Annotated in this window: 26 protein-coding genes; 11 read left to right on the top strand and 15 right to left on the bottom strand. The window is 70.5% G+C overall.

Going from position 1 to position 18,022, the window contains the following annotated elements; all coding sequences use genetic code 11:
- Positions 1–17: 17 nt before the first annotated feature.
- Positions 18–410, bottom strand: a complete 393-nt coding sequence (locus tag C3K08_RS12435) for a hypothetical protein (RefSeq protein WP_104991584.1) — start codon at positions 408–410, stop codon at positions 18–20.
- A gap of 173 nt (positions 411–583) precedes the next feature.
- Between C3K08_RS12435 and C3K08_RS12430 the strand changes: the two genes are divergently transcribed.
- On the top strand, positions 584–1,129 hold the full coding sequence (locus tag C3K08_RS12430; RefSeq protein WP_104991583.1) for a DUF4142 domain-containing protein: 546 nt from the start codon (positions 584–586) through the stop codon (positions 1,127–1,129).
- A gap of 55 nt (positions 1,130–1,184) precedes the next feature.
- Here C3K08_RS12430 and C3K08_RS12425 read toward each other — a convergent pair whose 3' ends face one another.
- Positions 1,185–2,318, bottom strand: a complete 1,134-nt coding sequence (locus C3K08_RS12425; protein ID WP_234009232.1) for an MFS transporter — start codon at positions 2,316–2,318, stop codon at positions 1,185–1,187.
- Positions 2,319–2,446: 128 nt separating this feature from the next.
- Between C3K08_RS12425 and C3K08_RS12420 the strand changes: the two genes are divergently transcribed.
- Positions 2,447–3,343, top strand: coding sequence for an MBL fold metallo-hydrolase (locus C3K08_RS12420; protein ID WP_104991581.1), 897 nt, complete (start codon positions 2,447–2,449; stop codon positions 3,341–3,343).
- A gap of 23 nt (positions 3,344–3,366) precedes the next feature.
- On the opposite strand, the gene C3K08_RS12415 is transcribed toward C3K08_RS12420, so the two are convergent.
- Complete coding sequence (locus C3K08_RS12415) at positions 3,367–3,831, bottom strand: DUF6328 family protein (protein ID WP_104991580.1); 465 nt, start codon at positions 3,829–3,831, stop codon at positions 3,367–3,369.
- An 82-nt stretch (positions 3,832–3,913) separates the two neighbouring features.
- Here C3K08_RS12415 and C3K08_RS12410 point away from each other — a divergent pair, with 82 nt between their 5' ends.
- The gene (locus C3K08_RS12410; RefSeq protein WP_234009076.1) at positions 3,914–4,594 is read left to right on the top strand and encodes a DNA starvation/stationary phase protection protein; all 681 of its coding nucleotides are present in this window, start codon (positions 3,914–3,916) and stop codon (positions 4,592–4,594) included.
- Between the two features lie 89 nt (positions 4,595–4,683).
- A complete protein-coding gene (locus C3K08_RS12405) occupies positions 4,684–5,181 on the top strand; it encodes a DUF4385 domain-containing protein (RefSeq protein ID WP_199776933.1) in 498 nt (165 codons plus the stop codon).
- A gap of 56 nt (positions 5,182–5,237) precedes the next feature.
- On the opposite strand, the gene C3K08_RS12400 is transcribed toward C3K08_RS12405, so the two are convergent.
- Together C3K08_RS12400 and C3K08_RS12395 are read right to left on the bottom strand one after the other, a co-directional pair.
- A complete protein-coding gene (locus C3K08_RS12400) occupies positions 5,238–5,849 on the bottom strand; it encodes a molybdenum cofactor guanylyltransferase (RefSeq protein ID WP_104991579.1) in 612 nt (203 codons plus the stop codon).
- The gene (locus tag C3K08_RS12395) at positions 5,846–7,267 is read right to left on the bottom strand and encodes an aldehyde dehydrogenase family protein (RefSeq protein WP_104991578.1); all 1,422 of its coding nucleotides are present in this window, start codon (positions 7,265–7,267) and stop codon (positions 5,846–5,848) included. Before C3K08_RS12395 ends, C3K08_RS12400 begins: the two co-directional genes overlap by 4 nt.
- Positions 7,268–7,477: 210 nt before the next feature.
- Between C3K08_RS12395 and C3K08_RS12390 the strand changes: the two genes are divergently transcribed.
- The 3 genes from C3K08_RS12390 to coaD all read left to right on the top strand — a co-directional run bounded on the left by C3K08_RS12390 (position 7,478) and on the right by coaD (position 9,082).
- Complete coding sequence (locus C3K08_RS12390; RefSeq protein WP_104991577.1) at positions 7,478–7,936, top strand: superoxide dismutase; 459 nt, start codon at positions 7,478–7,480, stop codon at positions 7,934–7,936.
- Between the two features lie 73 nt (positions 7,937–8,009).
- On the top strand, positions 8,010–8,564 hold the full coding sequence (locus tag C3K08_RS12385; protein ID WP_104991576.1) for an RsmD family RNA methyltransferase: 555 nt from the start codon (positions 8,010–8,012) through the stop codon (positions 8,562–8,564).
- A complete protein-coding gene (coaD, locus tag C3K08_RS12380; RefSeq protein WP_104991575.1) occupies positions 8,561–9,082 on the top strand; it encodes a pantetheine-phosphate adenylyltransferase in 522 nt (173 codons plus the stop codon). Before C3K08_RS12385 ends, coaD begins: the two co-directional genes overlap by 4 nt.
- A gap of 55 nt (positions 9,083–9,137) precedes the next feature.
- Here coaD and metK read toward each other — a convergent pair whose 3' ends face one another.
- From metK to C3K08_RS12365, 3 genes are all read right to left on the bottom strand, one after another.
- Positions 9,138–10,361 (bottom strand): methionine adenosyltransferase, encoded by a 1,224-nt coding sequence (metK, locus tag C3K08_RS12375; RefSeq protein ID WP_104991574.1) that lies wholly within the window; start codon positions 10,359–10,361, stop codon positions 9,138–9,140.
- 146 nt (positions 10,362–10,507) lie between these two features.
- Positions 10,508–10,987, bottom strand: coding sequence for a DUF3809 domain-containing protein (locus C3K08_RS12370; protein ID WP_104991573.1), 480 nt, complete (start codon positions 10,985–10,987; stop codon positions 10,508–10,510).
- A 234-nt stretch (positions 10,988–11,221) separates the two neighbouring features.
- Complete coding sequence (locus tag C3K08_RS12365; protein ID WP_104991572.1) at positions 11,222–11,476, bottom strand: DUF3248 domain-containing protein; 255 nt, start codon at positions 11,474–11,476, stop codon at positions 11,222–11,224.
- 34 nt (positions 11,477–11,510) lie between these two features.
- Here C3K08_RS12365 and C3K08_RS12360 point away from each other — a divergent pair, with 34 nt between their 5' ends.
- A complete protein-coding gene (locus C3K08_RS12360) occupies positions 11,511–11,792 on the top strand; it encodes a hypothetical protein (protein WP_104991571.1) in 282 nt (93 codons plus the stop codon).
- Here C3K08_RS12360 and C3K08_RS12355 read toward each other — a convergent pair.
- Together C3K08_RS12355 and rocF are read right to left on the bottom strand one after the other, a co-directional pair.
- Complete coding sequence (locus C3K08_RS12355) at positions 11,759–11,986, bottom strand: hypothetical protein (RefSeq protein ID WP_104991570.1); 228 nt, start codon at positions 11,984–11,986, stop codon at positions 11,759–11,761. The two genes, C3K08_RS12360 and C3K08_RS12355, sit on opposite strands and share 34 nt — an antisense overlap.
- A 10-nt stretch (positions 11,987–11,996) precedes the next feature.
- Positions 11,997–12,893 (bottom strand): arginase, encoded by an 897-nt coding sequence (rocF, locus tag C3K08_RS12350; RefSeq protein WP_104991569.1) that lies wholly within the window; start codon positions 12,891–12,893, stop codon positions 11,997–11,999.
- Positions 12,894–13,056: 163 nt separating this feature from the next.
- Between rocF and C3K08_RS12345 the strand changes: the two genes are divergently transcribed.
- On the top strand, positions 13,057–13,635 hold the full coding sequence (locus C3K08_RS12345) for a metallophosphoesterase (protein WP_234009231.1): 579 nt from the start codon (positions 13,057–13,059) through the stop codon (positions 13,633–13,635).
- A 280-nt stretch (positions 13,636–13,915) separates the two neighbouring features.
- Positions 13,916–14,344, top strand: coding sequence for a hypothetical protein (locus tag C3K08_RS12340; RefSeq protein WP_104991568.1), 429 nt, complete (start codon positions 13,916–13,918; stop codon positions 14,342–14,344).
- Positions 14,345–14,371: 27 nt separating this feature from the next.
- Here C3K08_RS12340 and C3K08_RS12335 read toward each other — a convergent pair whose 3' ends face one another.
- Genes C3K08_RS12335 through C3K08_RS12320 form a run of 4 tightly spaced genes read right to left on the bottom strand, consistent with a single transcriptional unit; the run spans position 14,372 to position 16,372 of the window.
- Positions 14,372–14,914: a single-stranded DNA-binding protein gene (locus tag C3K08_RS12335; protein WP_104991567.1), complete on the bottom strand. Its 543-nt coding sequence runs from the start codon at positions 14,912–14,914 to the stop codon at positions 14,372–14,374.
- A gap of 53 nt (positions 14,915–14,967) precedes the next feature.
- The gene (locus C3K08_RS12330) at positions 14,968–15,459 is read right to left on the bottom strand and encodes a MarR family winged helix-turn-helix transcriptional regulator (RefSeq protein WP_104991566.1); all 492 of its coding nucleotides are present in this window, start codon (positions 15,457–15,459) and stop codon (positions 14,968–14,970) included.
- Positions 15,456–15,917 (bottom strand): DMT family transporter, encoded by a 462-nt coding sequence (locus C3K08_RS12325; RefSeq protein WP_104992063.1) that lies wholly within the window; start codon positions 15,915–15,917, stop codon positions 15,456–15,458. Before C3K08_RS12325 ends, C3K08_RS12330 begins: the two co-directional genes overlap by 4 nt.
- Positions 15,914–16,372, bottom strand: a complete 459-nt coding sequence (locus C3K08_RS12320) for a DMT family transporter (RefSeq protein ID WP_104991565.1) — start codon at positions 16,370–16,372, stop codon at positions 15,914–15,916. Before C3K08_RS12320 ends, C3K08_RS12325 begins: the two co-directional genes overlap by 4 nt.
- A gap of 121 nt (positions 16,373–16,493) precedes the next feature.
- On the opposite strand from C3K08_RS12320, the gene C3K08_RS12315 reads away from it, so the two are divergent.
- The gene (locus tag C3K08_RS12315; protein WP_104991564.1) at positions 16,494–17,627 is read left to right on the top strand and encodes a DUF4357 domain-containing protein; all 1,134 of its coding nucleotides are present in this window, start codon (positions 16,494–16,496) and stop codon (positions 17,625–17,627) included.
- On the opposite strand, the gene paaI is transcribed toward C3K08_RS12315, so the two are convergent.
- The gene (gene paaI / locus C3K08_RS12310; RefSeq protein WP_104991563.1) at positions 17,615–17,986 is read right to left on the bottom strand and encodes a hydroxyphenylacetyl-CoA thioesterase PaaI; all 372 of its coding nucleotides are present in this window, start codon (positions 17,984–17,986) and stop codon (positions 17,615–17,617) included. The two genes, C3K08_RS12315 and paaI, sit on opposite strands and share 13 nt — an antisense overlap.
- Positions 17,987–18,022: the final 36 nt, after the last annotated feature.

The raw sequence follows: 18,022 nt of genomic DNA, 5'->3' as shown, positions 1-18,022 counted from the left end.
CAGCCCTCCTGCCCGGTTCACAGCCGACGGGAGGGCTTGCCCGTGACCCATCCCAGGATCAGGCCGACCACGGCGGGAAGCGTGAACAGCAGCAGAAACCCCAGCACGTCGCTGTCCCCGATCAGGTTGCCCAGCGGCCTTCCCAGCGCCACGTTGACCGGGCTGCCCAGCCAGGCGAGGGCGGTCCACAGGCCGCCTTCCAGCCCCCGCGCCTCTACCGCATTCTCCAGCCAGCGCACGCCCAGCAGCCCCAGGGTTTGCAGGGCGAGGGCCGGGAGCAGCACCAGCACCGCGCCCGGTCCCCGCACCGCGCGGCCAGCCAGAAAGCCCAGCGCCAGCGGCCCCAGCACCGGAAGCCAGCCCACCAGCAGGGCGACGAGCAGCAGCATCAGGACGTGAACCCAGAGCATGGCTCAAGTGTAGGCGCAGCGGCAGTCTCAACGGGACCTCAAGAAGCCTTGGCCTTCACCTGAGAGCCGGATGGTGAGGCCTTCGGCAGACTGCCATGAGCCGGGTGAGGAGGGCGGTCACACTGGGGGCAGCACGGGCGCCGCCCGTCCCTGATCTTCCCTGGAGGAACGACATGCACCGACGCTCAGCCCTGGTTCTGCTTCCCCTCGCCCTCGGCTCCTGCACCCTGATGGCTCCCAACGCGGCCACGGTGGATGGGCTGTTCCTCCAGTCGGTGACGGGGAGTAACCTCTTCGAGATCCAGTCGTCGCAGGTGGCGCTGAACCGCTCGACGAACGCGCAGGTGCGGGCCTTCGCGCAGCAGATGATCGGTGAGCACACGGCAGCGCAGGCCCAGGTCACGGCGCTCGCGTCTGCCCGGGGCGTGCCGCTGCCCAAGATGCTGCCGCCCGAGTTGCAGCTCAAGGTCAATACCCTCAATACCCTCAGCGGCTCGGCCTTCGACGTGGCCTACCTGCGCGAGCAGGTGCTGGGGCACCAGTTCACCGTCAGCCTCTTCCAGAACGAGCAGACGGCGGGCCGGGACGCGGGGGTCGTGGCCTTCGCCACCCAGAACCTCCCGCTGATCGAGCGCCACTTCCAGGAGGCGCAGACCCTGCTGGCGACCGCCCAGAGCCAGACGGCGCCCGCTGCCCCCGCGACCCCCAACACGCCCTGACCTCCGCCCAACGGCTGGCCCCCTTCCCGCCAGGAGGGGGCTTTTCGGTGTGGGATCAGCCTCCCACTTGCTCGCGGGTGGGCACCTCGCGCAGCGCCCAGCGCAGGCCCAGGGCGGTCAGGAATCCCACACCCATCAGCGAGAGCCAGGGCAGCAGCGGCACGCCGATCCGGGCGCCGAGGTCGATGAGCGCCCCACCCACCACGTTGCCCACCGCGCCCCCCAGTCCCAGGCTGATCGCGGAGAAGCCGAAATAGCTTCCCGTCAGCCCGGCGGGGGCCAGCCGCGCGGTCAGGGTCTGCTGGGTGGGGTAGACCAGCATGGTGCCCAGGCTGTAGAGGGCGACGCAGGCCAGCAGTTGCGGAAACGTCGCCGCGAAGCCCATCAGCCCCAGGCTGGTCGCCACCGCGAGCACCGCCGCCACCAGCGCCACCCGCGTCCGCACCCGCCGTTCCACGAACCGCAGCAGGGGGTATTGCAGCACCACCGCCAGCCCCGCCGAGAGGCCGTACAGCGGCCCGGTCGCCCCCGGCCCCGCGAGGGCCACGGCCTTGAGCGTGACCGCCACGTTGAGCTGCGTGCTGAGCAGGAAATAACCCACCAGCACCAGCGTGAAGCGCCGGAAGCGGCGGTCCCGCGCGGCCGTCCTCAGCCCCGCGAGGCCCCCGGCCCCGGCCCCTTCCGGCTTCATGTGGGGCAGCGTGGCGGCGAGCACGGCGGCGGCGACGAGATACACGCTCCCCGCCGCGAGCGCCGCCGTGCGGAACCCCAGCCCCAGCAGTGCCGCCCCGATCAGCGGCCCGGTCACCATGCCGAGGTTCCCGGAGATGCTGGTCAGGCTGAACATCCGGGTGCGGTGCTCGGGCCGGGTGACGGCGGTGATCGCGGCGTTCTTGGGCGCGTCGAACAGCCCGCCCCCCAGCCCCGCGAGCACCGAGGCCGCCAGCAGCACGGGCAGCGTGTCCGCGAACCCCATCCACGCGAAGCCCAGCGTGCGAATCAGGCACCCCGCCAGGATCAGCGGCTTCGGCCCGACCCGGTCCGCCCACGCCCCGCCGAACACCGTCAGCCCCTGCTGGGTAAGCTGCCGCAGCCCCAGCACCAGCCCCACGCTCGCCGCCGCCCACCCCAGCCCCTCCACGAAGTGCACGGTCACCAGCGGAATCACCGCGAAAAAGCCGCCCCACATCAGGAAGTTGGCGGCGATCAGCCCGAGCTGTGCCCCCGAGGGCCGGAAGGGGAGGGCGGCGGCGGGCAGGGTCACGCGGGCGAGTGTACGCCCCGGCGGGTGGGGGTGCCCCGCCTTACCCTGTCCCCATGCCCCCGCAGCTTCAGCCCCTCGGCCCCGGCGTCTCCTTTCTTCCCGGCGCGGTAAACAGCGTGGTCGTGGAGGGGGAAGGCGGCCGCGCCCTACTCGTGGACACCGGCCTGGACGACACCCACGCGCGGAAGCTGCTGCGGGCGGTGGAGGGGGTGGGGCTGACGCCGGGTGCGATCCTCAACACCCACAGCCACGCCGACCACCACGGGGGCAACGCGTTTCTCCTGAGCCGTTTTCCGGAATTGCCCGTCTATGCCCCGCCGCTGGAGGCGGCGATCATCCGCTACCCGGTGCTGGAGCCGCTCTCGCTGTGGGGAGCCGCGCCGCCCGCCGAGCTGCGGACGAAGTTCCTGCTGGCCCCCGCGAGTCCCGCACGAGCCGTCGGCCCCGGCGTGCAGATCCTGGGCGGGGTAGAGGTCGAACTGCTGCCCGTTCCCGGCCACGCCGCCGAGATGTACGCGGTGCGGGTGGGCGAGGTGCTGTACGCCGCCGACGCCCTGTTCGGGCCGGAGGCGCTGGGCAAGCATCCGCTGACCTTCTGTGCGGATTCGGCACAGCAGAAGGCCTCGGCGGCGGCACTGAGCGAACTGGAGCGCGTGCGCGTGGTTCTCCCCGGCCACGGCGACCCCACCCCCGACCTCGCCGGGCTGGTGGCGGCCAACCTCACCGCCTATGCCCGCACGACGGCCGGGGTGACGGCAGCGCTGGCCGGGGGTCCGGCCACGGTAGACGAGCTGCTGGCACGGGTCGGCGCCGTGTTGGGGGTCACCGCCACGACCCCCGGCGCGTGGGTCCTCAACCGGGCGGTCGTCAGTGCCCACCTCACTGAGCTGCTCGCGGCGGGGGCGGCCACCCTGGAGCTGGGGGGCGGGGTGCTGCGGGCGCGGGCCTGAGCTCCGGGTCGCCCAGGCGTCCCCTAGTCGCGTTTCGGGCCGCCGTACTCGCGCCGCTCGTGGCTCAGCGGCAAGGCCCACCACACCCCGCCGAGCAGCAGCGCCAGCCCCCCCCGAAGCAGCCACGTCAGGGCGGCGGGAAGGCCGACTGCCCCCGCCACCATCCGGGTCGCCAGCACCAGCGCCAGCGACATGAACACCGACCCCACCCGCACCAGCCGGGTGGCCGTGCGCTTGAACTCCTGGGGGTGGCGCATCGGGCGGCGCAGGTAGTGGTGCATCGCCGGGGCGCTGAGCAGCACCAGACTGACCACCGAGCACAGGAAGGTCGCCGTGTAGACCCAGCGTTCGGTGGCCGCTACCTCCCCGAAATCGACATTGAAGGGCAGGATAATCAGGAAACTGTTGAGCACCTGGGCGCCCTGCAGCAGGATGCGCAGCTCGGCCAGCAGGTCGGAGAGCTGGTCGGCTTCCGGGGGGCCAGTCATCGGAGCCTCAGCATAGGCCGGGGGTCAAGCGTGAAGAAAGCCCGTATGGGCGGCTCTGGGGCTGCGGGCGTAGCGTGACCGCATGACCAGAAAGAGTGCCGCAACCTCCAAGGCCGCAGCGGGCAGCAAGGGCGGGAGCCGCCGCAAGGCGACCGACGACGCGGTGCAGATGCCGGTGGAGACTCCGGAGACGGCCCAGGGCCGCGAGGCCGCCGGAGCCATGCCGGGGGGCGAGGCCAAGGCCGACGCCGCGCACCTGAACACCGCGCACAACCAGCTCGTGGACCACGGCTACCTCTCCGAAGAGGAGTTCGGCACCGTGGGCGAGACCCTGCAGCGCAACCTCGCGACCACCATCAGCCTGTACCTCAAGTTCAAGAAGTACCACTGGGACATCCGGGGCCGCTTCTTCCGCGACCTGCACCTCGCCTATGATGAGTTCATCGAGGAAATCTTCGGGGGCATCGACGAGCAGGCCGAGCGCCTCGTCGCGCTGGGGGGCAGCCCCATCGCCGCGCCTGAGGACATCGCCCGCTTCAGCCTCGTGCAGGTGCCCCAGGAGACGGTGCGCGACGCCCGCACCCAGGTCGCCGACCTCGTGAACGACCTGACCCGCGTGGCGCGGGGCTACCGCGACGACTCGCAGACGGTGGACGAGGCCAACGACCCCGTCACCGCCGACCTCTACACCGGCTACGCCGCCACCATCGACAAGATTCGCTGGATGCTCCAGGCGATGATGGACGACGACCGGATGAACTGACGGCCGCCCGAAGGGCCGAGCGAAGCGAGAAGCCGAAGAGACCACCGGGCCGCCCCGGTGGTCTTCTCCAGACCCCGAAAGGAGCCCCGATGCCCCGCCCCAAATTCGACTACTCGCTGAACTACGCCGAACTCGACCTGCGGGCGCACCCTGAGCTGTACCGGGTCGGGATAGGCGAGCAGGGCGTGCTGCTGGTGCAGCCGTACAAGTCCGAACTTCTTCCGCACTGGCGCTTCGCCACGCCGGAGGTCGCCCGCGAGAGCAGCGAGGCGATCTACGCGATGTTTCTGGACTACCTGCGGGCCGGGGACTTCGTGGGGGCGGACATGGCCCGCAAGTTCCTCCAGATGGGCTTTACCCGCTCCCGCCGATATGCCAACCACAAGGGCGGCAAGAAGTACGACGGCCCCGTGCCCGACGATAAGAAAGGCCAGTCCGGAGCGCACGGCCGCGCCGAGTTGCCCCGTCAGCCCGAGGACCCCGTCAAGGCCGAATCCGCCCGCATCTTCAAGGCGAAGTGGGACGAGGCCGAGGCCAACGAGGAATATGTCCGTCTGAAGCGCGAGCATCGGGAGCGCTACGGTTGACGCATATTGCATACCGCGCTATCTTGGTTTTATCACCCCCCGAAGAGGCGGCTTTTTTATTGCCCTGTTCCCGCCTCCAGCGTCGCGAGGTCGGCGGGCGTGTTCACGTTGTGGAGGGCGTGCGGACTGACCCGCGTGACGGCTTCGTGGGGCACCGTCACCACGTCCCGCGCGGCAAGGCGCAATCGGCCTTCGCCCGCGTCCAGCAGCGTGGTCACGTGGGAGCGCAGGCTCGTGTGATACAGCGCCCCCAGCGGTTGCGCTCGCCCCGCCGCGTCCAGGCAGAGGACCGAGCGTGCGTCCGGCGTCCGCGCCCCGGCCAGCAGCGCCCAGTACGCCGGGGTCAGGCGGGGTAGGTCCACGCCCGCGAAGGCAACCCAGCCCGGCCCCGTGTGCTGTTCGGCGGCGGAAAGGGCCGCCTCCAGCGCTCCCAGCGGCCCCTCGCCAGGCCGGGTGTCGGACACCGGGAGCCAACTGCGGAGGGCGTACCGTCCGGGCGGCGCGATCAGCAGGCGCACCGGGCACCCCTCCAGACTCGCGGCAACATGCTCCAGCAGGGTTCGCCCCTCCAGTCGGGCGAGCGCCTTGTCCGTTCCGAAGCGGCTGGAGCGGCCCCCGGCGGTGAGCGCCCCGACGAGGTCCAGCCTCCGGGTCGTCCCTGGGGTCATCCCTCCAGCTTCCGCATCGCCCAGGCCACGAAGCGGGGCAGCGGGCGGCCGTAGGGCGGATACAGGAAGCGCACGCCGCTGCCCCGGCCCTCGTGCAGCACGGCTCGCTCGTGGCTGAAGGTCCGGAAGCCGTACTCGCCGTGATACCGCCCCATCCCGCTGGGGCCGACGCCCCCGAAGGGCAGGTGCGGATTGCTGAGGTGAACCACCGTGCCGTTGACGACGAGGCCGCCGCTCGTCGTTTCCCGACGGACCTGTTCCACCGCCCCCTCGTCCTCGGCGAAGGTGTACAGCGCGAGCGGGGGGTCGAGCCGCCGCACCAGGGCCAGCGCCTCCCCGAAGTCGCGGTAGGTCAGCACCGGCAGCACCGGGCCGAACAGTTCCTCCGCCATCAGCGGCATCTCGGGGGTCACGCCCGTCACCACCGTGGGCGAGATGAAGCGCGAGGGGGGGTCGAAGTCGCCGCCCAGTTCCACCCGTGCCCCCATCGCCACGCTGTCCCGCGTCAGGCGCGAGAGCCGCTCCACGCTGCGGCCGTCTACCATTCGCCCGTAGTCGGTGCCCTTTCGCAGCCGCTCGGCTTCCCCGAAGCGGTGGGGGATCACCTCGCGGAGCCGCGCCATCAGACTCCCTTGCAGCACCTCCGGCACCAGCACGTAGTCGGGCGCCACGCAGGTCTGCCCGGCATTCAGGAACTTGCCCCAGGCCAGCCGCTCGGCGGTGAGGCCCAGGTCGGCGCTCTCGTGGACGATGGCGGGGCTCTTGCCCCCCAGTTCCAGCGTCACACCCGTCAGGTTGGGCGCGGCGGCGGCGAGCACCTTTTTCCCAATGGCCCCGCTCCCGGTGAAGAAGATGTGGTCAAAGGGCAGCTCGGTCAGCGCCCCTGCGACCCCCGCGTCTCCCTCCACGACCGCGACCAGCCGGGGCTCGAAGACTTCCTCCAGCAGCCTCCGCAGGGCGCGGGCGGTGGCGGGGGCCTTCTCGCTGGGCTTGAGGACCGCCGTGTTGCCCGCCGCAAGGCTGGCGATCAGCGGCACGAGCGCGAGGTTCACCGGGTAGTTCCAGGCGCTCAGGATCAGGGTGACCCCGCGCGGCTGGAACTCGATCTCGCTGCGGGTGCCCAGCAGGGTGGTGGGCGTGCGGACCCGGCGCGGCGCCATCCAGCGCGGAAGGTGCCGCACGGCGTGCCGCAGCTCCTCCACCGTGGCGTGCAGCTCGGTAATCTCCGACTCAGCGCGGCTCTTGCCGAGGTCCAGCGCGAGCGCCCCGGCCAGCGCGACCCGGTGGCGCTGAATGGCGGCCCCCAGCCGCCTCAGGAGGGCCTGCCGCTCGGGGGCAGTCGTCTGCCCGGCTCGCCAGCGGTGCCGACGCTGCGTCTCGAACAGGGCCTGAAGGTCGGCGGACGTGGGCTGTGTCATGAAAAACTCCTCCCGGAGCGCGAGAAGTGAAGCGGAGTGACGGGTTTGGACTGAGTTCAGACTAGGGCATTCGGCGGACCAGGATTACCCGGTTGGTCCACTCTTCACTCCAGCTTCAGAGTGAAGCGCATCAGACACTCCAGCCTGCGCAGGCGGCCTCACAGTAGAGCCCGTTCGTCCCAATTCCCCCCTAGATTCCGGAGGTTTGCCATGAAGACGCGTCTCCTGCTGGCCCTGTCCCTGCCGTTCGCCCTCGCCTCCTGCACCACGACGATGCTGCCCGGCAGTCCCTACACGCTGGGCAAGCAGCCTGCCGCCGACGCCAAGGGCCTCAACCCCAGCGGAACCGTCCGGGCCAGCGTCTCGGGCGACATGGTGATGACCGAGGCGCGGGTGATGGGCCTCGCGCCCAACCAGTACTACGTGGCGCACTATCACCTCCAGGGCACGGCGAGCACCACTCCCTGCGCCAGCAACGGAGCGCCCATTCTCAGCACCGCGATGGTCGGCCGGACCGACGCGAGCGGCATGCTGACGCTCTCCAAGAGCGTGCCCCGCGCCGACGTGATGAACGCGACCTACTACAACGTCCACACGGCGGCTGACGCTACGGGCACCCCGGCCGATCCCGGCGTGGCCTGCACTGCCGTCCGCATGATGGGGATGTAAAGCCCCGGCCCTCACCTCAACCTGCCCCCCGGACGCGGCGGTCCGGGGGGCGCGTGCGTTACCCTGCCGGGCGATGAGTGTCCGCATTCTGGCTGGCAGTGCCAAGGGCCGCGCCCTCAAGGTGCCCGCGAGTGCCCGGCCCAGCGGGGCGCGGGTGCGCAAAAGCCTCTTTGATCTGCTCGCCACCCGCGTTCCCTCGGGGCGCTTTCTCGACCTGCACGGCGGCAGCGGCGCGGTGGGGCTGGAGGCGGCCAGCCGGGGCTATGCGGCCACCCTGATCGAACGGGACGCGGCGGCGGTGCGGGCCATCGAGGGCAACGCCCGGCTGCTGGACCTCCCCGTGCGGGTGGTGCGCGGCGACGCCTCCGCGCTGCTGGGGCGCGTCGGCGAGTTCGAGGTGGTGTTCAGCGACCCGCCCTACACGCAGGACATCCCCGCGCTGACCCGCCGCCTGCTGGCCTCGGGGGTGGTGGCGCCCGGCGGCCTGCTCGTCTGCCAGCATCCCGTGCAGGTGCGCCTGGAGGACGCGCCCGGCTGGGAGCGCGAGGAACGGGCCTATGGGAGCAACATCCTGACCCTGTACCGGCGGGAGGGGAGCACCGGGGCGGATAAGATCGGGACCACATGAACGCGGTCTTTCCCGGTTCCTTTGACCCCATCACCAGCGGCCACATGGACGTGCTGACGCGGGCCTCGCGCATCTTCGACCACGTGACCGTCACCGTGATGCACAACGCCCGCAAGCAGGGCAAGCACCTCTTTACCCTGGAGGAGCGGCTGGCGATCCTGCACGAGGCGACCGCGCACCTGCCCAACGTCAGCGTGGACACCTTCGGCGGCCTGCTGGTGGACTACATGGCCCAGCAGCAGCAGGGACTGATCCTGCGCGGGCTGCGGGCCGTGTCCGACTACGAGTACGAACTCCAGATCGCACACCTCAACCGCCAGATCGGGGAGGTCGAGACGGTGTTCATCATGGCGGCGACCCGCTGGAGCTTCGTCAGCTCCACGATGGTCCGCGAGATCGCCTCCTACGGCGGCGACATCTCCGAGATGGTGCCCCGCGCCAGCGCCGCCGCCCTGCGCCGCAAGTTCGCCGACGTGTACGCGGCGCGGGAAGCTGGGCGAGCGGCCGGGACCGAATAGCAAAAGCCCCCACGCACCCGCCGGGGCCGTGGGGGAGAGGGGGGCGCAGGTCCGCTCAGGCGGTCGTCACGCCCTGAGCCGCTTCCCGCAGCGCCTCCGCCTTCCGCGTCTGCTCCCAGGGGAACTCGGGGCGGCCGAAGTGCCCGTAAGCGGCGGTCTGCGCGTAGATGGGCCGCAGCAGGTCCAGCTCCGCGATGATCGCCTGGGGGCGGGCGTCGAAGTGCTCGCGGACGAGTTCGGCCAGCCGCTCGTCGCTCACAGTCCCCGTGCCGTAGGTGTCCACCCGAAGGGAGACGGGATTAGCCCGCCCGATCGCGTAGGCGACCTCCACCAGCGCCCGCCGCGCCAGCCCCGCCGCGACGAGGTTCTTGGCGATGTACCGCGCGTAGTACGCCGCCGAGCGGTCCACCTTGGTGGGGTCCTTGCCCGAGAAAGCCCCGCCCCCGTGCGGCACCGCGCCCCCGTAGGTGTCCACGATGATCTTGCGCCCGGTCAGGCCGGTGTCGCCGTGCGGCCCGCCGATCACGAAGCGCCCGCTGGGGTTGATGAAGTACTTGGTGTTGGCGGTCAGCAGTTCCGCCGGGATCACCGCCCGGACCACGTGTTCCAGCAGGTCTTCCCGAATCTGCTCCTGGGTCACCGACTCGCTGTGCTGGGCGCTGATGACGACCGTGTCCACGAAGGTTTCCCGCGCCTCGTGCGGCTCGCCGTCGCGGACCACCGTGACCTGCGCCTTGGCGTCGGGGCGCAGGTAGGGCAGCGTCCCGTTCTTGCGCAGTTCGGCCAGCTTGCGCGTCAGCCGGTGCGCGAGGCTGATGGGCAGCGGCATCAGCTCGGGCGTCTCGTCGGTCGCGTAGCCGAACATCAGGCCCTGGTCGCCCGCGCCGATGCGCGAGTACTCGTTTTCAGGGCGGGCGCGTTCATCTTCTGACATCTCGCGCCACTCTTCCGAGAAGTTGACCCCCCCCGCGATCTCGGGCGACTGCTCGTGCAGGGCGACCAGCACGGCGCTGTACTCGGCGTCAAAGCCGTAGTTGGCGCGGGTGTAGCCCACCTTCATCACGGCGTCGCGCACCGTCTTCTGCACGTCCACCCGGGCGTTTTGCGCGGTGACCTCGCCCGCCACGACCGCCATGCCGGTGGTCAGCAGCGTTTCGACCGCGACCCGGCTGGCGGGTTCCTGACGCAGAAACTCGTCCAGGATGCTGTCCGAGATGAAGTCCGCGAGCTTGTCCGGGTGGCCTTCCGATACCGATTCCGACGTGTAGTACTTCCGCATGAATGCTCCTTCGTGCGGGGGGGCGTCTCACAGAACCACCTGGAGAGGGATGTCGCTGCGGTCCCCGCACGGTGGCCGCCTTCCGGTGCGGGGGCGGCACCGGGGCAGCCTACTCCAGCGGTGCCGAGAGCGAAAAGGGCATCCGGCTACCGGGCAGCGTCCGGCAACGCCGCCCCAATTCCCTGCGGCAATTCCCCCGCCAGCCGCGTGAGCGTGCGCTCCGCCGCCGAGCGCACCATCTTCTCGAAAGCGGCACCGCCCCACCCCTCGGCCTCCGGGAGCCGCAGGTGGGCGCGGAACTGGAAATCAAAGGCCATCTCGCCCGCCGCGCTCACCCGCGCCTGCCCCGCGACCTCCACCCAGGCCCGCTCGCCCGTGACGGGCTGGGGCTGCAACTCCGCGCCGTCCGGGGTGGGGTGCAGGGTGCTGAAAAAGGGCAGGTCCACCTCCCCCAGCAGCGGCACGGGCACCACGAGTTCGCCGCGCACCCCTGACACGTCCGCCCGCAAATCCCGCAGGAAGCGCACCCGCGACAAGGACACGCCTGCGTCGCGCACGAAGGAGAGCGCGGCTTCCTGTCCGCCGGGATGGGTCAGCGTGAAGGCCTGCCGGGCTTCAAGGAGCACAGGGCCTCCGGCGGTTGGAAGCTGGCGGGGGGAAGCTCGGAGTTTGTTTGCAGAGGGGCTTGGCAGCAAAGTCTAGATGTCGTCTCTGTCGTCTGGAACGGCTGCGCCGTCCACCCCCCTCTCCTGCGGAGCTGTACCAGTCCCAACCTCCCCCGCAAGGGGGGAGGAGTAGAGAAGCCGTGTTTATCAAGTTAAGGTGACTTTCCGAAATCACTTCCAGAGCCGACTCCTGCCTCAATCCACCCACTCGATCACCACCCGGTTCTCGCTCAGCGCGGCCTGAAGCTCGGCGTCGTTCGCGCTGCGGAGCCGGGGCAGGTGCGCGAAGCGCGGCGTGGCCGAGGCGTACCCCAGCCGTACCACCACCTCGTCGCTGACCTCGTCCTTGCCGACGCGCCACACGAGTTGCCCGCCCAGGGCCTCAAGCTGCCGGACCAAGTCCGGGGGCAGGGGCGCCGGGGAGGGGTCAGGAGGGGAGCCGCCGGTCATGCGGGCATTGTACGCGGCGCGGTAGAACGGGGACATGGCCTCTCCATCCCTCTCGTGGCGCGCCCTGGAAACCCGCATCGGCCTCGATGCCCTGCCCGACTTTCACCGTGCCTTCCTGACCTGGCGCGGGGTAGAGGGGGCTGCCGGGATGCCCCTGCGCCGCGCACAGCAGCGGGTCGAGGCCGAACTCAACCGGCTGGTGCAGTCCGGCGAGGCCACCCGCGACGGGGACGACTGGCGACTCTCGCCGGGGGCGCTGGCGGGCTTTGACGCGGCGCAGCCCTACCTGTCGCCCGACCCGCTGGAAGGGGCCTGACCCGGCGCGACCTCCACCACCTCGGCCCGCCAGCCTTCGGTGATCCATTCCTGCGCGGCGGCCCCGGCTTCGTCGGCGCTGGGGAAGACCCGGCGCTCGCCCGCGTCGCTCTCCAGCCAGTGGGGTTCGTCCAGCAGGGCATCGTCCCCGTGGGCGTCCTTGTGGACATATTGCAGGCGAACGGCGTAGGGCATCGGGGTCAGGCTACAGAATCCGCTGCCCCAGCAGGCTGGCGGCCATCCCCACCATCACCTCGGCGGTCTGGTTGCGGGTGTCGAGGACCGGGTTGACCTCCACGATGTCCAGGCTGGTCACCCGGCCCGACTCCGAGAGCAGTTCCATCAGCAGGTGCCCCTCGCGGTAGGTCAGGCCCCCGGGGACCGGGGTGCCCACGCCGGGGGCGACCGAGGGGTCGAGGGCGTCGGCGTCGAAGGAGACGTGCAGGCGCTCGGTGTCAGAGAGGCGCTCCAGCGTCTCCTCGGTGATGCGGGTGATCCCGAGCTGGTCCACGTCTTTCATGGTGTAGGCCTTGATTCCAGCCTCCCGCAGCAATTCGCGCTCGTTCGCGTCCACGCTGCGGATGCCGATCATCACGATGTCCTCGGGCTGGAGGTGCCAGCCCCCGCCCAGGCCGGAGAGCTGCGGGTCGCCCAGCCCGGTCAGGTGCGCGACGGGCATCCCGTGGATGTTGCCGCTGGGGCTACTCTCCGGGGTGTTGTAGTCGGTGTGGGCGTCCACCCAGATCAGCCCGGTGCGCCGGGGGGAGCCGCCGCGCAGGGCGTTGCCCGTGACGGTGCCCATGCTCACCGAGTGGTCGCCGCCCAGGGTAACTGGGAAGGTGCCCTCCGGCAGCGCGGCCACCCGCCCGGCGGCGCTGCGGCAGGCGGCGATGATGGGGTCGAGGAAAATCAGCCCGCTCTCCGCGTGCTTGTCCAGCGTCTCGGGGATGGGCACTTCCACGTCCCCGAGGTCCGTCACCGTGTGCCCCAGCCCCCGCAGCGTGCGGGCGAGATGCGCGTTTCTCAGCGCCGACGGCCCCATGTCGACCCCCCGGCGGCCCGCGCCGAGGTCCATCGGAATACCCAGAATGCTCAGGTCCATACTTTCCAGGCTAAGGGCCGGGCCGGGGTATGCCTCAGGGCTGCAAGATTATGCCCCCGGCCACAGCCGCCCGTGCCCGGCACGCTACACTCGGCCGGTCCCCGTGTTCCCCTCCGCCGCCCCGCCCCCCACCCCGCCGCGCCGCGTGCTGGTGCTGGCCGACATGGTGCATCCCTTCGTGTACCGCGAGGGCTTTGCCCGCTCGGCCCCGGCGGTGGACCTGGTGCTCGCGGCGGGCGACCTGCCGGGCTATTACCTCGAATTCCTGGCGAGCGTACTCACCGTGCCCATCCTGTATGTCCACGGCAACCACGGCGACGAGTCGGTGGACGAGGGGGACGGCCCGATTCCTCCACGCGGGGTGATCCCGGTGCATGGCCGGGTGGTGACGGCGGCGGGGCTGCGGGTGGCGGGCTGGGGCGGGGTGCCGCGCTACCGGCCCGGCGGCGAGGGGCAGTATTCGCCGTCGCAGGCCCGGCGCGGCCTGGGGTGGCTCGCGTGGCAGGCCCGCCGGGGGGTGGACGTGCTGCTCACCCACGCGCCGCCGCTGGGGCCGCACACCGGCAGCGACTACGCCCACCGGGGCTGCCCCGAAATCACCCGCTTCATGGCCCGCCGCCGCCCCCGCCTCGTGGTCCACGGCCACGTCCACGAGTACGAGGGCCGCAAAGCGGATTACGTGGACGAGGCCAGCGGCGCCTGCGTGGTGAACGCCTACGGCTACCGGGTGCTGGACGTGTGACGCCAGACTGTGAGAACGCCTGCGATTTTCCGCGCTGGCACGCCATTTGTCTTAAGGCCAGGTGACCATTCGGCACATGTGGGGGTGGGGGAGGCTGCGGCATACTTCCCCCTGGCTCCGAGAGGGGCCGGAGGGAGACGCCCACCTCCCATCAAACGGGCGCGCGAGCGGGCCGGAGGCCGGTCCCCGATTGGTTCGAGTCCAGTCACCCGCACCAGACAAGCAGGGAGAGTCCACACGGGCTCTCCCTCTCCCTGTTCCTTTGGCCTAGCATCGGCGGGTGCCTGAATCACCCCTCACCAACGCCCAGCGCGTCGTCCAACTTCACCGCGCTTCTGGCTTCACCGTCCCCGAACAGGCCACGGTCCCCAGCCACGATCTCCTGAAGCTGCGGCGGACCTTTATCCGGGAGGAAACCAGCGAGCTGGAGGCCGAGTTCACGGCCCTGCTGACCCGTCTCCAGGCGGGCGAGCCGGTGCCTCCCGGCGACCTCGCCCCGCTGGCCCATGAGCTCACCGACCTGCTCTACGTGACCTACGGGGCGCTCATGACCCTCGGCATTGACGCCGACGCCGTGTTCGCGGAGGTTCACCGCGCCAACATGGCGAAACTCGGCGGCCCGAGACGTGAAGACGGCAAGCTGCTCAAGCCCGAGGGCTGGCAGCCTGCCGACGTGCGGGGGGTGATTGAGGGACAGGGGAGGGGCTAGGGCGAGGCGCTCCCTCCCCTCAAGCGGTCAGAACGGCGTTTCCTCGTCGGCCACCGCTGCCGGGGCCGGGCGGGCCTGCGGCTGGGCGCGGCTCGCGGGGGCCGGAGCGGGGCGGGGTCCGGCGGGGGCGGGGCGGCTACCGGGAACCGCGTAACGCTCCTGCCGCTTGCCCCCCCGGAAAATCGCCAGAGTGACGTATTCGAACTCGCCGTCGGCCTTTTCGCGGACGTGCTCGGGGTCGGTGTTCTTGGCGCCCCGGCTGTACTTCACGGCGGCGGGCAGCTTCATCTTGCGGCTGTCCACGGCCTCCAGCTCGCGGCGGCGGTAGGCGTGCCCCCGGTGGATGATCAGTTCCTCGCCGTCGGGGCTGGTCCACTTGCGGGCGCCGATCAGGTTCCAGTCGAAGTCGGGTTCGTTGTCGAAGGGGAACTGGTAGCCCCCGGACGGGATATCGCCGGTCGTCCAGCCCAGGCGGCCATACTGCCGCTGAACGTCGAGCAGCTTGTCGGCGCTCTCCACGTCCACTGTGACTCGGGCGCCCAGATCGGTGATGAATTCGATGTGCAGCATGCTGCCTCCTTACGTAAATAACATAACATAGGCGGAACGGTTTTGCAGCATCGTCACTCGTCCTGGGGCGCGATCCGCAGCAAGAGCTCCCGCAAGGTGGCCCGCTCCTGCGGTGTCAGGTCCCGCAGCAGGGCTTCCTCGTGGGCGACGTGGGCTTCCAGCAACCTGCCCACGGCGGCGCGGCCCTCCGGCGTCAGGGCGGCGCGGACGGTGCGGCGGTCGCGTGGGTCAGGCAGGCGGGCGACCCACCCCCGGCGCTCCAGCCCATCCACCCGCTTGGTGACGGCGGGCGGGGTCACGGCCATCAGCGTGCCGAGGTCGCCCAGCGTCAGGCCCTCCGGCGGGGCCGAGCGGCGCAGGGTCGCCAGCACATCGAAGGCGGAGGGGGTCAGGTCGTGCCGGGCAAAGAAGGCCTCTAGGGCGGCTTGTAAGGTCTGGCTCGTCCGCTGCACCGCGATTACGGTCAGCATGGGGTCGGGGTCAAGGTCCGGCCTCTCCCGCTGCCAGTCCTCCTCGATGCGGGCCAGCAGGTCGGCGGTCTTCATCCCCGCCCCCCGCCCGCCCGCTGACGGTCCCCGGCGAGCAGGGCGACGGCGGCCAGCAGCAGCAGGGCGCTGAGGCCCTCGGCCGCCGAGGGGAGCCGCTGCGTCTGCCCCAGCCAGCCCAGCGCGGGGAGCGCCAGCGCCACGAGCAACTGCCCCAGCGTCGCGGCCACCGTCCCCACGCCCACCCCCAGCCGGGCCGCCCCGATCAGGTTGAGGGTGACGTAACTGGCTCCCAGCAACCCACCCGTCAGCATCCAGAGGGGCGGCAGGTGCGCCGGACCCGCCCGACCGACGCCGACCAGCCACAAGGCCGCCAGCAGCACCCCGCCCACCAGAAAGTTCACCAGGGTGGCCGCCAGCGGAGTCCCCAGCGCCCGCGCCAGCCGCACGTTGAAGACCAGCCCCGCCGCGAGGCCGATGCCCGCCCCCAGCGTGCCCAGCAGCAGCCCGGCGTTCATGCCGCTCCCCACAGCCGCAATCCCAGCGCGGCGAGGACGAGTGCCAGCGCTCCCGCCCGCACCGGGTTGACCCGCCGCCGCTCCAGCCCCAGTACCCCCAGGTGGTCGAGCAGAATCGCCGTGACGACCTGCGCGGCGATCACCAGCGTGGTCGCCACGGCGGTGCCCAGCGCCTGCGTGAGTACCACACTGCCCACCACATAGGCGCTGCCGACGACCCCGCCCAGCCAACTCCAGGGCGGGGCCTGCCGGGCGCCCTCCCAGTCGGGCCGCTGCCGCGTCAGCCCCAGCAAGACCAGCAGCCCCAGGGCTCCCGCCGCATAGGAGAGCGTGCCCGTCAGCGTCACCGACCCCAGCTCATCGGCCAGCGCCCCATTCACCGCGAATTGTAGCGGGAGCAGCCCCCCGGCCAGCACCGTCAGGACGAGGGCGGGCCAGAACGAACGTTGATCCATACAGCCTCCTCAGTAGCTAGTTTACAAGGAAATATTTTACCGGTGAAACCTCCTGTCTTCCGTGAAGCAGTCGCCCGAATGAGGGGCAGTTCCAGTAGAGGCGCTGCTACACTCGCCGCACATGCCCGGCCCGATTCTCCCCGTCCGTGACGCGGTCCATGACATTCAGCAGTGGCTGGCGACCTCTCCCAGTCCCGGCGAAGCGGTGGTGCGGCAGGCCATCGTGCTGCGGCTCTTGCAGGCAGCGGGTTTCGACATCTGGAATCCGGCGGAAGTCGTGCCGGAGGAAACGAACGCGACCGGGAACCGCGCCGACTTCCTGATCCGGGCCGGGGCGGGCAAGTTCGCGCTGGAGATCAAGGGCATGGGCGTGACGCTGGGCGCGGTCCACTTCCAGCAGGCGGCCACCTATGCCGTCAACGAGGGCACGCGCTGGGCCATCGTCACCAATGGCCGCGTGTGGATCGCCATCGACGAGCATCTGCCCGGCAAATGGGAGGAACGGGTCGCCCTGCGGGTGGAACTCGCGCAGGAGGGGGACACCTTCGCCCACGACCTTGCCACGCTGCTGGACGCGGAAACGTGGCGGGCGGACGCCTTTGCCGGAGCTGTGGAGACGGTCCGGCAGCGCCAGCACCAACGCCGCGACGAGGCCCGGATTCAGCGGGAAAAGCGCCCCATCGTGGAGGCGATTCAGGCCAGGTACCAGATTCCGACCTTCGAACTCGCCGCCGAGAACGCGGTGGAAGCGGGCAAGATCACCGAGGCAGAACGGGACGTGCTGTTGGGCAAGCCTGTGAAGCAGGAGGTCGCCGCACAAAATTCACCTACAAAACAGCGACGTCAGCCGCCCACGCCCATGCTCCAGCCTCATCAGACCACCGGCAAAGCAGAGCAGCCTCCCCAACCCACCGAAGAAATTCACTTCACCTACCGGATTCTGGAAGCGGTGGCTCACGCCATTTACTGTCCTGCCGACGGGACGTGGACTGTGAAAGCAGGTAGTACGCTCGTCCCCGAGGTCAAAGCCTACGCGACGGGCGTACAACTTCACCGGGAACAACTGCTGGGCACAGGGCAACTGGTTCGACAAGGCGACCAGATCAAGTACGCGGTAGACGTGGTTTACCCGTCTCCGAGTGCCGCCGCAGGAGCGGTGTCCGGCGCTTCAAAAAACGGCTGGGATGTCTGGATTGACGACCTTGCACGTCCAGCACAATTTCACCGGCCCAAGAATAAGAATCACTCCGACTGACCCCGCTCCCGCCGCGATACCGTCCCCAGAAACAGCGCCAGCACTGGCCCCTGCTCGCCCCGCCGGACCTCCACCCGGTAGGTCGCCAAGGTGCGGCCCACCCGCTCGGGCGTGGCGACAGCGATGAGTTGGTCGCCCGGCCGCGCCGCCCGGAAAAAGCTCAGGTGCGTCTCGACCGCCACCGCCTGCGCCTCCAGATTGCTGATGACCGCGAAGGCCTCGTCCGCGAGGGAGAACAGCAGGCCGCCGTGCGCGGTGCCGTGCAGGTTCAATCCCCCCTCCGTGACGGTCAGCGTGACGCGGGTCAGGCCCGGCGTGGCCTCCAGCACCCGCATCCCCAGCGTGTCGGCGTAGCTCATGGGAGGCAGCGTACCGCCCCCGGCGGGTGGGACCGG

Source organism: Deinococcus sp. NW-56 (genome assembly GCF_002953415.1).
In the GTDB taxonomy this organism is placed as follows: Bacteria; Deinococcota; Deinococci; order Deinococcales; family Deinococcaceae; genus Deinococcus.
The sequence above is the reverse complement of the archived record's forward strand: the minus strand, read 5'-3'. Positions and strand labels throughout refer to the sequence as shown.